This window comes from Methylotuvimicrobium alcaliphilum 20Z (assembly GCF_000968535.2).
GTDB lineage: Bacteria > Pseudomonadota > Gammaproteobacteria > Methylococcales > Methylomonadaceae > Methylotuvimicrobium > Methylotuvimicrobium alcaliphilum.
Genome location: NC_016112.1, coordinates 306,093 through 318,583 on the forward strand (window position 1 = coordinate 306,093; position 12,491 = coordinate 318,583).

Below are 12,491 nucleotides of genomic sequence, written 5' to 3' on the forward strand. Positions count from 1 at the left end.
GATTATTGTAACTGTATGATTATACGGTAATTAATCGGGTATTGTTGGCCGGAGTGGATTAAAAGCCGATGGGTAACTATAGCTTTTAGATTATTAGACGCTTTTTCGCTCGCAAATAGGAGTAAGAGCGTGCTCCCAATAGTTGAAACCAAGGTTGAATTGAAGGCTGAGGTGAGTGCTTTATAATCGAACCTCAATGATGACGTATTTTTTCGAAATGATAACTTTTTCCGGCTCAAGATTTTACTATGCGCAAGATTGACGAATTGATTACCAAATTAAGCTTCGGCTTTTCCATACCCGGCTTATTGTTGGCGACACTTTTTTTCGCATTTTCGCTTACACCAAGTCTAGTGCCTCGTTCTTTTTTGTTTCAAGGGGTGATTTCCGGTTTGTCTTTTACGGCGGGATACGCGCTTGGTGTTTTCGGTCGATGGTTTTGGGATTATGTCGAGTTGCCGTTGCCTGGTCGCGATGCAATCAGAATTTTTAGGATCGTTGCATCGGGCGTCTGTTCGATCGTTGCAATCGCCTTTCTTTGGCAGGCTTCGCAATGGCAAGACGATTTGCGCTCCATGATGGGGATGATGCCGGAGGGTGCGATGCCTTCTTATGGTATTGCCTTGATGACCTTATTCGTTTTTGGCGTATTAATACAGTTTGCTCGATTGTTTCGGAGGACGTTTCAATTTTTGTCTCTAAGGCTAGCGCGCTACATATCCGATCATGTCGCGCATGCGATAAGCATACTGGCAGCTGGGATGTTGTTTTGGTCGGTTATCGATGGCGTGGTTGTTTCTTTGTTTTTACGCGCGACGAACAATTCTTATCAACAATTAGACGCGCTGATTCAGGATGATTTGGAGCGTCCCGACGATCCGATGAAGACCGGTAGCGAAGCCTCTTTGATCGCTTGGTCGGACTTGGGAAGGCAAGGGCGTAACTTTATGTCTTCAGGCCCGACAGCTCAAGCGTTGAGCGATTTTTTCGGTGAGCCGGTGCCTGAGCCCGTGCGCATCTATGTCGGGTTGAATGCGGCGAATACGCCGGAAGAAAGAGCCGAATTGGCTTTGCAAGAGCTGAAACGCGTCAATGCTTTCGACTGTTCGGTTTTGTTGTTGGTGACGCCCACGGGTACCGGTTGGATAGACCCGGCCGCACTGGATACCGTCGAATATTTACATCGAGGCGACATCGCGACGGTCACCGCGCAATATTCGTATTTGCCCAGCGCCTTGTCGTTGATAACCGAAGGGGAGTACGGTGCGGAAATGGCTAGAGCGCTGTTCGAAAAAGTTTATGTCTATTGGACGAACTTGCCTAGCGACCATCGACCGAAATTGTATTTACACGGACTGAGCTTGGGCGCGCTGAATTCCGATCGTTCTTTCGATGTGTACGACATCATTCAAGACCCATTCGACGGAGCATTATGGAGCGGTCCGCCATTTCGTAGCGAAACCTGGCGCAAAGTGACGCAAGAAAGGGAACCCGGCTCTCCGGTATGGCTCCCTCGTTTTCGCGATGGCGCGGTGGTTAGATTCATGAATCAATATACGGGATTAAATGACGATAGTACGCCGTGGGGACCTTTTAGAATCGCTTATCTGCAATATGCCAGCGACCCGATAACGTTTTTCGATAGCCATGCGTTCTTTCGTGAGCCGGAATGGATGCAAGCTCCCAGAGGGCCGGACGTCTCGCCGCATCTAAGGTGGTATCCGGTTGTCACGATGCTGCAATTGGCGGCCGACATGGCGGTCGGGTCTACTCCGCCGGGGTTCGGTCATGTTTTTGCCGCTAAACATTACATCGATGCATGGCTGGCCTTGACCGAACCTAAAGGTTGGAGCGAAGAGCAATTGAATCGTCTGCGGGCCTTGTTCGAAGGACGATAAGGCATCGAATAATTTTACAAATGTGAAAGCCTATCGATTTTTCATTCAATGGTTCGAGTTATGACTATCGCATTGCCAGTTTCGGTAGTACCCGAGGAGGGATTAGGCCAGCATGGATTTGGCATAGAGCCTACATGGACGTATTCCCGGCATCTTTTAGCGGACACCCAGGCGCCGAATTTTGATCTACGATGATAGGTATACATGGAGGGGCGGGTTTTTGAGGAAAAATCCGCCAAATACTTCGCGACTTTTATTTGTTGCTGAAAGATGGGGCGTGATAGGTAGATGGTCAAGAGAAATAATTCGCATCCGAGTTGACAGTTCCACGTTATTAGCTAGTTTTTATTTGATAACAGTAGATTGATTTTTCTTTTCTGGGCGTCATCGGAAGTCATGGGGCATTAAAGGACTCACATAACATCGTAGGCGCGAGCCTATTTGATTGTCGAAGGTGTAAATTTATGAGCATATATTTGAGAAATGATAGCGATAACATTGTTCATCAGGTCATGGCGCAACAGCAAGCGAGTTCATGCGCCGTTGCCAGTATTTGGATGGCGCGAAATCAAACCAAACAGATGACGATCGATGAATCGGAATGGGCGTTGGCATGGAATATGTATCACCGAGTGGTTCAGGATGCGGATTTTATCCCGGAAGCGCCTGCACCTATGTCTTTAGATCCAAGCGCGCATAGCAACGACCAAGATACTTTTGGAAACATGTTTTCAAGAATGGGGACATTCATGGATCAAGTCGCCCAGGCGCTTAGAAATGATGGCCTGAAGGTGACCTTCAAAACTAGGTTTTCACCCGGAATAACTGTTGATGCTTGGCGGCTTTCGGATACTACTCCCGCGATTATTTTACTCGGTTGGTACAATGGAGCACGCCGAAATGGCGGTCATTTCATTGTCGCATCGCGCAGAACATCACGTGGTCGCGTCGTATATCTCGACCCTTGGGAAGGGCAATTGCGCGAATTAGGTATCGGTCCTCAATATCTGTCTACAGGCCGATTTGAGCAGGTTATTTATATTTCGACTTGAGCTAATAGAAAGCAGCATAATCGAACGATATAGGTATAGTGTGTGGAGTCTGTTAAATTCGATGAACATGCTCAGGCTTGTATTAGGCAATCAGTTTAGCCGTTCAATCAGCGCACTGATCGATTGTTTTCGAATGGGTCGAATTGCCTAAGGATTTCGTGATAAATAACGTCCTGGAGCTATGGGCTTTGTTGAGGGTTCGGTAAAATAGGGAAGTTATTTACGACCAAGCCCTTAGAAAGGTTGTGCTTCTGCGATAAAAGTAACTTGCCCCTCCTTTTTTTCGATCGCGACTAAAGCATACTTGATTGTTGGGCCTAACAATGCTTTCCTACCCCCAGGGATAACACATTAAAATAATTAATATATCAATATGTTATCCTGTCGCTTAGAACGCTTAATCAATTTGATTTAACTTATGGTACCCTCCCTGGGCCCCGTCAGCGCGCAGGATGCAGCGGCCAATGCAGATTTTGCATGGAGCAAAAATCTGCCCTGTTGCCGACATCCTCGCTAGCCACACCCCATACCTTCATAAAGTTAGCTAATTTTTGAGTATAAAGGGAGTAGATAATTGATTGACTTTTTATCCCTTGCTTTGTAGTATCGATTCGCTATTAGGATGGCGCTTAAGTTTTCCCATAAAAGGTGAATCGCTTAATTGCGTTATAGAAGCGGATGTTTAGTAATCAAATATAACGACAAATACGAGGCAATCAACAATGAACGGAACTCCTGTAAAAGATAGATTTTGGTTATATACCGGTTTTATTTCTTTGGCATTAGTTGCAACTTTGATACTAGTGAAGTTCAATGATGACGGCTTGTGCGGGACATGCCAGTACTTTACGATTTTAGTCGATGATCTTTTTTATCAAGCAGAAGAATGATGATGAGAAAACTGTTCGGAAACTTCTATACAATTTGAAGGGTTGAGAGCTGATGTCATACTCATCGTATATCAAAATTCGGCGCCGAGGTGTCCGTCGGCGGACGCCGTGAATCCAGCCCTAAATTATCCAAGATAGTTAAACATAGCCAATCAACTAAGGAATTAGGTGCTGGATGAATAAGTCTCTGTAGGCTCCATGCCGATCCCTCACCTAGCGTTAGGTGAGGGATCGAGCACCCCAACGCCTCCTCGGACATTGCCGAAATTTGAAGTGCGAAAGGTATAGTAGTAAGCGAAAATTTAACTATAGATGCTTGATTGGAAGACTTTATACTGTTTTTCCTCTCGCTCGGGTTATGTCTTTCGCTGATCTTTGGGGGTGGGAGTTGCCAGTCTCATAACCCTTGGCAGGAAAAGCGAGGCCGGCTCGTCATAGTCGTCTTTCCAGCATCACTGCCTGAAGAAGAAGGTTCAGAAGCCTTCTGCAGACTCATGCGGGTACCTCGAAGTCGGACGCGATCTCCGCCAGGCCGCGAGGCGCGGCGGTATCGGGCTGAAAGCAGGGCCGTGGAGCACGATAAAGAATCCCGGTACCGATGCCGTCGTCGTCAAGTAACCTGAGGTAGGCCTCGCGCTTGTCGGCGGTCGGCGTAAAAGCCTCGTGTACCTGTTTCTTCCAGTTGAGCTGCTCCGGACGGAAAGTAACGCACGGACTCAATATCTGCACAAAAGCGAAACCGGGAAACTTGATGGCCTCGCTGATGATCTGCGCCAGTTCGTTGGGGGCATTCGAGAAGGCCCTCGCGATGAACGGCGCTCCCGCAGCCAGCGCCATTTCCAGCGGCTGGAAGGGGGGTTGATGCGTGCCTTGTGGCGCCAGTTTCGAACCGGTCCAGTCACTCTCAGTGGTCGGCGAAGCCTGTCCCTTCGTCATACCGTAGACCGCGTTGTCCATCACCAGGTAACTGAAATTGGCGTTGCGCCGGCAGGCATGGATGAAGTGGTTGCCGCCGATCGAGAAACCGTCTCCGTCGCCGCCTACGGCGATGACCGTGAGCTCCGGCCGGCTTATGGCTAACCCTGCGGCCACCGGCAATGCACGGCCGTGTACGCCGTGGAAACCGTAGGCCCGGGTGTAGGCCGGAAGCCGCGATGAGCAACCGATGCCGGCAATCAGGGCAACCTGTTCAGTGGGAATTTCCAGTGCTGCGAGCGACTTCGTGAGCGCGTTGAGCACGCCGTAATCACCGCAGCCTGCGCACCACACGGGCTTGTAGCTCGACTTGTAGTCCTTGTGCGCGTGGGTACGGATCTTGACTTGAGGTTCGCTGCTCATTTGACCTCCTCCATTTCTAGTACGCGAAGCGCGGCGGCGATCCGACCCGGCCGGAACAGCAGGGGGCCGGGCTCGGCAAGGCTACGAGTGTGCGGCGGCAGCTCGCAGCTGGCCCGCAGATACTGAAAGAACTGAGCTCCGTGGCTTTGTTCGACCACCAACAGTCGCTTGATCCCGTCTAAAGCTGTAGTTAGTCGCACAGGATCAAGCGGTGCGATAAGCCTTAGCGACACGAGGCGTACCGCCAATCCATCGGCACGAACCCGCGCAACGGCCTCGCGAGCCGCTTGGGTGGAGGAACCCCAGGTCAGTAACCCAAGAGATCCATCGCCCTCGATATCGGCCCAGTCATCACCGTAATCGAATTGCTCGAGCTTGCGGCGGCGCTTGTCCAACTGTAGGCGATGGTCGGCGGGCATGGCCGAGGGACGCGCCGACGGCTTGTGGCTTAACCCCGTGGCTGTGTATTCGCTGCCCGGCGTGCCGGGAATGCCCATCATCGAGATGCCGTCGCTGCAATCCCTGAAACGTTGAAAATCCGCGATGTTCGCCGGCGCCCTGCGCCGCTTGGCGCGCCACTCGCGATCTTTCGGCGGCATAATGGCAGCGCGTGACTGGCCCAGAAACTGGTCGCTTAACACCACTGCCGGACATTGCAACGCCTCGGCCAGATATACGGCCCACTGGGTGGTCGTCATGCAGTCGCCAATGCCGTTGGGCGCCAACACCAACCGAGGCGCATCGCCGTGGGCGCCATAAACGGCAATGGCGAGATCAGCCTGCTCGGACTTGGTGGGAATGCCAGTAGCCGGCCCGCCACGCATAACATCAACCACAACCAGTGGCGTCTCGGTCGCCACCGCAAGCCCAAGCGCTTCGACCATCAGGGAAAAACCGGGGCCCGAAGTGGCAGTCATGGCCGGCACCCCGCCAAACGAGGCGCCAATGCACATGTTTATCGAGGCGAGTTCGTCTTCGGCCTGCACCAGGCAGCCGCCTACCTCGGGGAGCCGTTCTGCCAACCACTCCTGAATCTCGGTAGAGGGCGTGATCGGATAGGTAGCACAGAACCGCACCCCGCCGCGCAGCGCCCCCATGCCGACGGCTTCGTTGCCGGTCAACAGCCAACGCGGTTGCGCTTGAGGCGGCGCGAGCTTGCAGGCACATTGAAGCGACTCGGCCGCGGAAATACCCGCCTGTAGTCCAGCCTGTATGACATCGGCAAACAGGTTTTCTTTTCCGATTAGCCGGCGTTTAATAGTATTCTTCATGCTGTCGAAATCGAGACCGACGAGTGCCCCGACGATGCCCACGGCAATGATATTGGCGCGTAAGCCGGAATGTTCGCGCGCAAGTTCGCTAAGCCTTACCGCGTAGTGGCGAGCACCCGAATCCGTCACCCAGACGGGCGGCTCGCCTTCAGCAGAGTCAGCAATAACCACGCTATCGGCATCCAGCACCAGTTCGTCGGAAAAGTGCTCGGCTTTGCCCCAGTCCAGCGCGACTAAGAGATCGATGCGATCATCCTGGCAGCCGATAGACGTCACGCCGAGCCGAAGCACCGCTGCGGCTTCGCCTCCCCGGATCTGTGGACCGGTGGAACGCGTCATCAAGCCGAAATAACCTGCCTCGGCAGCAACATCCAGAAGAATCTGCCCGGCGGTCATTACGCCGGCACCGCCGCTGCCGAGCAGAGTCAACGAGCAACTGTCCACGGGCGGTTTTTCTTGTGCCTCGTTCATCGCCGGTTGGCCCCGTCAGGCTTATCCATTCTTAAAATGTTCATGATTTATTCTCTGCACGGCGCGTCCCGACAGCTTGCAGGGGGGGCCGGCACTGCTGTGTGGGATTAAGCATAAGAAGTCCAATGGGCTGAATCGCGCATTTCAACCGGATTATGATCCGGGGAGGAAATGCCGTCAAGCGGGAGAAGAAGGCTAGAAAAATGGGTTGGGTTGAATTACAAAATAAACCCGGCGTCATTTATTTCACATTTTCAAAAAAGGCTATGAATCTCGATCTGACCCCGTCCATGTGCGCAAACGAAACGTTGCGTAAATTTGTCCGAGTGAATGTGCATTGTTAGCTACATCTAATACTCGAACATTTCTTTTAAGCACGAACACAGTTCTTTTTGTGTCTTTGCGCTCACCGCCCCAAGTTTTGTAACAAGCCTTGATTTATCAACTGCCCTAATTTTATCCAGCAGGATCAGACCGCTTTTTCCTTTTAACTTACATGGAACACGACAAGGAAACTCAAAACCCTTAGTCGTCATTGGAGCCATAAGAAACGTAGACAGAGCCGACACTTCATTGGGAGAAATGACAACGCAAGGGCGTTTTTTATTGATCTCTCTTTCTTTTGTGGGATTGAGGTCAACGAGCCAAACTTCAAATCGCTTTATCATTACCAGTCAAGCCCATCATCCGAGTCGAGAGGGAAATCCAACCATTCATCATCTAGCGACTCTTGCCCCTGAGCCGAAATTGTTTGTTCTATAGCTTCTTTCCATCCTTCTCTAACTCCATTCTCCGGAATTATGAGGGGACCACCGTTAACCAATTGTAATTTAAGCTCTTTTACTTCCAAATGAGCCTGTTCAATCAAAGGCTTAGGTATTCTTATGCCTTGCGAATTCCCTATTCGTACTAGCTGAGTCATTTGACTGCACTCCCATTATTTACCGAATTTAGCGTAACCATAATGTAATTAAAACTTGAGAGAATGATTGTTTTTGAGCAGCTAACGCCAAGCTTCAAGCTGAACGCGCCAAAGGCGCGTCGGCTGAAAAGAAGTCGGAAGAATTTATATGGAGAATGGAAGTCGGTAATATCAATTGTAAGACCTGACCTCAAGAACCAAGCAAAAAATTTAGGGTTATGTATTATTCGTAGTGGCTCCAGAGCCGAAGAACTTTAACTACTCGTTCATCTTCAAGTACTTGGTACACTAGGCGATGCTGAATATTGATCCGGCGGGAATAGGCTCCCGTAAGATCGCCGATGAGCTTCTCAAACGGAGGCGGCTTACGATACGGATCTTTTGCTATCAGCTCCACCAATTTCTGTGCTTTTAGCTTCAGGCCGCTGGAGGCCAACTTCTTTGCATTCCTCTGAGCTTGCTTGGTGTAAACCAACTTCCATGCGGTAAATGTCACCAGTCGAGCTCTTCATTGCATTCATCCACAGGAGTATCCATACCCTTCCGAATAGACTCACGCATGCCTGGTACGGATAGCAGGTAAAGCGTTTCCTGAATTGCAGACCAATCTTCTTCGGAAACCAGAACAGCTTTATTCCGTTTACCCGTGATGACGATTGGTTGGTGAGATTCGGCGGTTTCATCAATCAACCGATAAAGGTTGCTGCGCGCCTCAGTTGCAGTTATTCCGGTCATGACATACCTCTGCTGTGTTCAAATTATCTTAAGTGTACGCCTTTTAGTACGTACGTCAAGACGAACGCTATGTAGAAAAAAGGGAGAAGGTTAAATTATTAATTAAACCTGACCCCTTTTTTGGACAGTGAAACAGACGGAAAAGAGGGATAATGTCAAATGTAAGGCCTGACTCCGTCTTTTTGGGTCGATTATTCCAGCATATTTGGCTGGATGTCCAGGGTTGCCGGACCTTGTTGGCGAATCACTAGATATTGGGGGCTACCACGGGAAATCCGGAAGAGCCAAAAGGTGACTAAAAAAAGGGTCGGGTTAAAACATTAATTTAACCCGCCCCCTTTTTTACCGAATATATTTTCTTGGATTCTCTTCAAAAAGATCTCCTAGAATTGTGGAGTCATACAAGCCCTCTTCTGGATCGCTTTGTGAAATCGCCGGACCGAAGTACAGTCCTCTATCAGCCACAAGCCACTCCAGCTTTTCTTTTGTTAAGTAGCGCCAAACTTTACTCATAGGATAATTCCGGTACCTTGTGGGCACACATGGCTAACGCCTTAATAACCGGCGCGCTTTTGTGTGTCCGGCGCCGAAGGCGCGTAGTTCATTGAACTGTTATATGGTTTCTTGGCTAAGCTACGCATGGGAGGAGCGACCCCAGACATCGACGGAAGAAGAGTCATAAAACTCGAAAACCTTACCACGATAAGACTTCCTCCATTTCTCGACCTTACTAATAATCACTTGATTGTGCGGCTCTCCTATATCCCCGAAGAGCCCAATGAAGACTCTAAGGCTTTTGTTATTCTGATTGATAAAGTCAAATACATGATCATCCTCGTCACGAATAGAATGACCAAATATAAATAGATTTCCAGTGATGCTTTTTAATGAAGAAAATGTTCTCGATAAATAACCATTTTTTTTGATTCGTGCCAATTTATGATCGGTAGATCCCTCTGATATAAATACAGGAAATCTATCCTCATCTATCGCCTGCCTGACCTGTTCGGCTAGAGGGACACCTAGGTTCGTATAAGACAACTTTTCTATATCAGAGCCATCGCTAAATATGTGCATTGCGCCATGTATGTAGTAGATACTTTGCCCCCTTTCTCGACCGATCTCCCAGTGCAGTGACAAGTCCCTTTCTTCTTCAGGAACATATTCGTCCGAATACGGATAACGAAAACCATCATCACAAGGTAACTTAAGCTCGGGATGGTCATGAAAGTGCATCAAAACCCAGTAAAGAATAAGATCATAGTTGAAGGTATAGGTGTTTCCCTTTTCAAAATTCAATAGAAATTTACGACAGCTAGAGTATTGATGCTCAGTTATTTCGGATGGTTTATGTGGGTGACACTTTGATATAACATGGATAAGCGTACGCTTTAGCTCTTCAATATCATTATGGATATGATTTGTAATTCCATCAGATGAATCATAATGTTTTACGATTTCTTCAGCTTCCAGCAATCGACGCATGACGAATTCAAAGTCAGGGGTGTCTATAGCTTCGAATAGCAGCTTTATCCGATCAGATTCGATATTTTCAGCAAGCCTTTTATAGTTAAATATCTGTGGAAATAAAGCGATGCTGAAACCATTTCCAAGCATCAAATGCTTTTTCCCATTTCCGGCCATATCTATACAGTCATCGAATGATTTGATCTGAGTCAACTTTCTATCCTTATGAAACTGATTCGGGTTAAGCTTGCCACTATGGAGACATATAACGTCCGGCTCACGCGCCGGTTTGGAGCCGCGGAGCGGCGGAAAATCGGTCGCTGTGCAGCCGATTGTTAAGCACTACTCCCCGTCATCCCAAGAATTGAGGAAGTCTGCCAACACATCACCGTGACAAGCCTCTGGCTTGCAATAGCAACCTAGTCTTTTTCCAGCCAGCTTGTATGCTTCAGACTTATCTTTATTAGGAAATTTCTCAAAATCAAAATCGTACTTGAACTTCCTTATAACCTCGTCCCTATCATCACCATCTTCATACATTGAGTAAGGGTTGCCCCAATATGAGCCCCTCCCAATATACTCGTACTTTTCATTCGAAGTGAGTCCTTTATACTCCGTATCTTTTTTGATATTTATAACTCTAGTGATCTTAATTTTTATCCTTCTAACTACCACGCCCCTGAGCTTAAGGTCAGCTAATTCTTCTACGAATTCTTCTCCGTCATCAAATATAACAGCATGAGTAACCTGCTCAAAGCCAAACTCGGAAATGCCTTCTTTAGTCACACCCAGAAAAGGGGTCAGGTTACTTTTTATGGATAATGGAAGACGATACTAAAAGCAACCCGCCGTCTTTTTGAAGCAGTCGCCGAGCGGGTTGAAAATCGATAGCATCAAGCCGCATCCAATTCTCTCAACGGCAAATGCAGCAACGACAGATTCTGAATATCCGCCTTTTGACTCGCATGCTGGACATCGATACCTACCAAAGCGCCGGTTTCATCGAAGTCCAAAACAACGCCGTCGGCCACTTCGTCTGAATCGACCGATGGCCGGTCGGCTAAATGTATGTAAAGAGAGTCCGTGTTTTGGTCGTAACTCAGTTTCATGGTTTTAATCTTCGATCAGAAAAAGCGTTATGGACTGTTTTACCATCTTCCTGTGTGACGACCCGTAAGGGCATGAGGTTATCTTTGTGGGTTGTACCGTTTAGTCTCGTCGGATGAGCCGCTTAATCGGCGATATTCGAGTCAATCTTGATCGTAATTGGAACGAAATCCAAATATAGAGCCCCCCAGGGGCCGCGTGCTGTCATTTCAGCTAATCGTTCCCTGATAACGCCGATAAGCAGTTGAGCGCCGGATGTTTCTATATGGGGTTCGGCCACTACGGGATCAACTCCATCTTTTATAACGAGAATGCCGAAGGCGGTAATCGTTATAAAGTAAGGTGCATTGCCGCTCTTTTCCTGATTAAGCTCAACTTTAGCGCTAATGCCATACTTACCGGGCTGTCCTTCAATGCGGTTTGCGCTGGCATCCACCAAAAAGTCGATATGTTTAACATCGGCTACTTGGTGCTCCGGGTTGGCGATAACTTGTTGCTCTGTAAAAAAATAGCGTTCAAGCCGCAGTGGAAATTCTGTCATTTGTTTTCTTTCCGGCTATTTTCCATTCATTGCCAATTTCTTCCGGCTGTTCTTGTGTTTGTAAAACATCGAACCAGTGACTTTTCAGCTGCTTTGGCGCGATATGTATATGCAATTGCCCGTCTACTGCCCGTGTCAATTTGGTCATCGTTTCGATAGTAAAATTAACATCGCCGCGAAATACTTTGGTGATATAGGCTGGACTGGTACCCAGTTTTTCGGCAAGCGCTTTTTGGGACATGCCGCTTTTTTCAAATAGTCGATTCAATGCAACGGAAAAATCCAGCTTTGCTTTTTCCACCCAATAGCTATCGCGTTGTTTGGCATCGGCCAACAATTTTTTAAAGGATTTTAGCGCCATTTATTCCTCCCGATCTTCTATTAGATCGATGTTTTCTGCATCATGTGCTTGTTGATATTGTTTCTTATATCGAACCGCCTTGTTTTTTTCGTTATCCGGTGTTTTCTGCGACTTTTTTAAAAAACCATGCGAGGTAATGATTAAGATGTCGCAATGTCCTTTAAAAAACAACAGGCGCAGATCGCCTTTTATCAGCTCGTAGATTTTATTTTCTTTATCGACCAGGTGGCATAGCTTGGTCGATAAGCCATCCAAACCATGTTCAGCAATGCGTTCGATCAAATGTATCAGACCTTCGGCACTGGCTTGGTATTTCGTCGAAATGTCATTCAAGAAAGTTTCCGTTTCACACTCATCGCCGTTCATTGCGGCAGCGATTGTATAACGAGTGCGGTGTAGTACTTTCAATTTCATATATTAACTTATAGGTTAATTTTT

At 48.2% G+C, this 12,491-nt stretch carries 16 protein-coding genes; 3 read left to right on the forward strand and 13 right to left on the reverse strand.

Translation table 11 applies throughout. The features are described from left to right. Positions 1-248: 248 nt before the first annotated feature. The 3 genes from MEALZ_RS01395 (at position 249) to MEALZ_RS22515 (ending at position 3,840) form a co-directional block, all read left to right on the forward strand. Positions 249-1,898 (forward strand): alpha/beta hydrolase, encoded by a 1,650-nt coding sequence (locus MEALZ_RS01395; protein ID WP_014146793.1) that lies wholly within the window; start codon positions 249-251, stop codon positions 1,896-1,898. A gap of 464 nt (positions 1,899-2,362) precedes the next feature. After that, positions 2,363-2,950, forward strand: coding sequence for a cysteine peptidase family C39 domain-containing protein (locus tag MEALZ_RS01400; RefSeq protein ID WP_014146794.1), 588 nt, complete (start codon positions 2,363-2,365; stop codon positions 2,948-2,950). A 722-nt stretch (positions 2,951-3,672) separates the two neighbouring features. Beyond that, complete coding sequence (locus tag MEALZ_RS22515; RefSeq protein WP_162472901.1) at positions 3,673-3,840, forward strand: hypothetical protein; 168 nt, start codon at positions 3,673-3,675, stop codon at positions 3,838-3,840. A 492-nt stretch (positions 3,841-4,332) separates the two neighbouring features. Here MEALZ_RS22515 and MEALZ_RS01405 read toward each other — a convergent pair whose 3' ends face one another. From MEALZ_RS01405 to MEALZ_RS01465, 13 genes are all read right to left on the reverse strand, one after another. After that, positions 4,333-5,178 carry a 2-oxoacid:ferredoxin oxidoreductase subunit beta gene (locus tag MEALZ_RS01405; protein WP_014146796.1) on the reverse strand — a complete coding sequence of 282 codons (846 nt, stop codon included), beginning with the start codon at positions 5,176-5,178 and terminating at the stop codon, positions 4,333-4,335. Continuing rightward, complete coding sequence (locus MEALZ_RS01410) at positions 5,175-6,920, reverse strand: 2-oxoacid:acceptor oxidoreductase subunit alpha (RefSeq protein ID WP_014146797.1); 1,746 nt, start codon at positions 6,918-6,920, stop codon at positions 5,175-5,177. Before MEALZ_RS01410 ends, MEALZ_RS01405 begins: the two co-directional genes overlap by 4 nt. 350 nt (positions 6,921-7,270) lie before the next feature. Continuing rightward, positions 7,271-7,588: a type II toxin-antitoxin system PemK/MazF family toxin gene (locus MEALZ_RS01420; RefSeq protein WP_046060928.1), complete on the reverse strand. Its 318-nt coding sequence runs from the start codon at positions 7,586-7,588 to the stop codon at positions 7,271-7,273. Next, a complete protein-coding gene (locus tag MEALZ_RS01425; protein WP_014146799.1) occupies positions 7,588-7,842 on the reverse strand; it encodes an AbrB/MazE/SpoVT family DNA-binding domain-containing protein in 255 nt (84 codons plus the stop codon). The genes MEALZ_RS01420 and MEALZ_RS01425 overlap by 1 nt, the downstream gene beginning before the upstream one ends. A gap of 223 nt (positions 7,843-8,065) precedes the next feature. Beyond that, positions 8,066-8,338 carry a Txe/YoeB family addiction module toxin gene (locus MEALZ_RS01430; protein WP_014146800.1) on the reverse strand — a complete coding sequence of 91 codons (273 nt, stop codon included), beginning with the start codon at positions 8,336-8,338 and terminating at the stop codon, positions 8,066-8,068. Continuing rightward, a complete protein-coding gene (locus MEALZ_RS01435) occupies positions 8,335-8,577 on the reverse strand; it encodes a type II toxin-antitoxin system Phd/YefM family antitoxin (protein WP_014146801.1) in 243 nt (80 codons plus the stop codon). The genes MEALZ_RS01430 and MEALZ_RS01435 overlap by 4 nt, the downstream gene beginning before the upstream one ends. Before the next feature lie 342 nt (positions 8,578-8,919). Beyond that, a complete protein-coding gene (locus tag MEALZ_RS22520; protein WP_014146802.1) occupies positions 8,920-9,090 on the reverse strand; it encodes a hypothetical protein in 171 nt (56 codons plus the stop codon). Positions 9,091-9,210: 120 nt separating this feature from the next. After that, a complete protein-coding gene (locus MEALZ_RS01440) occupies positions 9,211-10,257 on the reverse strand; it encodes a DUF4917 family protein (RefSeq protein ID WP_046060929.1) in 1,047 nt (348 codons plus the stop codon). A gap of 129 nt (positions 10,258-10,386) precedes the next feature. Beyond that, positions 10,387-10,830: a DUF4326 domain-containing protein gene (locus tag MEALZ_RS20535; protein WP_014146804.1), complete on the reverse strand. Its 444-nt coding sequence runs from the start codon at positions 10,828-10,830 to the stop codon at positions 10,387-10,389. Between the two features lie 107 nt (positions 10,831-10,937). Continuing rightward, positions 10,938-11,153: a DUF2283 domain-containing protein gene (locus MEALZ_RS01450; RefSeq protein ID WP_014146805.1), complete on the reverse strand. Its 216-nt coding sequence runs from the start codon at positions 11,151-11,153 to the stop codon at positions 10,938-10,940. A gap of 122 nt (positions 11,154-11,275) precedes the next feature. Then, complete coding sequence (locus tag MEALZ_RS01455) at positions 11,276-11,692, reverse strand: hypothetical protein (RefSeq protein ID WP_014146806.1); 417 nt, start codon at positions 11,690-11,692, stop codon at positions 11,276-11,278. Further along, positions 11,667-12,053, reverse strand: a complete 387-nt coding sequence (locus MEALZ_RS01460) for a helix-turn-helix domain-containing protein (RefSeq protein WP_014146807.1) — start codon at positions 12,051-12,053, stop codon at positions 11,667-11,669. The genes MEALZ_RS01455 and MEALZ_RS01460 overlap by 26 nt, the downstream gene beginning before the upstream one ends. Then, a complete protein-coding gene (locus MEALZ_RS01465; RefSeq protein WP_014146808.1) occupies positions 12,054-12,467 on the reverse strand; it encodes a type II toxin-antitoxin system RelE/ParE family toxin in 414 nt (137 codons plus the stop codon). Positions 12,468-12,491 lie beyond the last annotated feature (24 nt).

What these genes read in the sequence shown, in the direction of transcription:
- MEALZ_RS01395 (WP_014146793.1), top strand. Translation starts at nt 249, where the DNA reads ATGCGCAAGATTGACGAATTGATTACCAAATTAAGCTTCGGCTTTTCC.
- MEALZ_RS01400 (WP_014146794.1), top strand. Translation starts at nt 2,363, where the DNA reads ATGAGCATATATTTGAGAAATGATAGCGATAACATTGTTCATCAGGTC.
- MEALZ_RS22515 (WP_162472901.1), top strand. Translation starts at nt 3,673, where the DNA reads ATGAACGGAACTCCTGTAAAAGATAGATTTTGGTTATATACCGGTTTT.
- MEALZ_RS01405 (WP_014146796.1), bottom strand. Translation starts at nt 5,178, where the DNA reads ATGAGCAGCGAACCTCAAGTCAAGATCCGTACCCACGCGCACAAGGAC.
- MEALZ_RS01410 (WP_014146797.1), bottom strand. Translation starts at nt 6,920, where the DNA reads ATGAACGAGGCACAAGAAAAACCGCCCGTGGACAGTTGCTCGTTGACT.
- MEALZ_RS01420 (WP_046060928.1), bottom strand. Translation starts at nt 7,588, where the DNA reads ATGATAAAGCGATTTGAAGTTTGGCTCGTTGACCTCAATCCCACAAAA.
- MEALZ_RS01425 (WP_014146799.1), bottom strand. Translation starts at nt 7,842, where the DNA reads ATGACTCAGCTAGTACGAATAGGGAATTCGCAAGGCATAAGAATACCT.
- MEALZ_RS01435 (WP_014146801.1), bottom strand. Translation starts at nt 8,577, where the DNA reads ATGACCGGAATAACTGCAACTGAGGCGCGCAGCAACCTTTATCGGTTG.
- MEALZ_RS22520 (WP_014146802.1), bottom strand. Translation starts at nt 9,090, where the DNA reads ATGAGTAAAGTTTGGCGCTACTTAACAAAAGAAAAGCTGGAGTGGCTT.
- MEALZ_RS01450 (WP_014146805.1), bottom strand. Translation starts at nt 11,153, where the DNA reads ATGAAACTGAGTTACGACCAAAACACGGACTCTCTTTACATACATTTA.
- MEALZ_RS01455 (WP_014146806.1), bottom strand. Translation starts at nt 11,692, where the DNA reads ATGACAGAATTTCCACTGCGGCTTGAACGCTATTTTTTTACAGAGCAA.
- MEALZ_RS01460 (WP_014146807.1), bottom strand. Translation starts at nt 12,053, where the DNA reads ATGGCGCTAAAATCCTTTAAAAAATTGTTGGCCGATGCCAAACAACGC.
- MEALZ_RS01465 (WP_014146808.1), bottom strand. Translation starts at nt 12,467, where the DNA reads ATGAAATTGAAAGTACTACACCGCACTCGTTATACAATCGCTGCCGCA.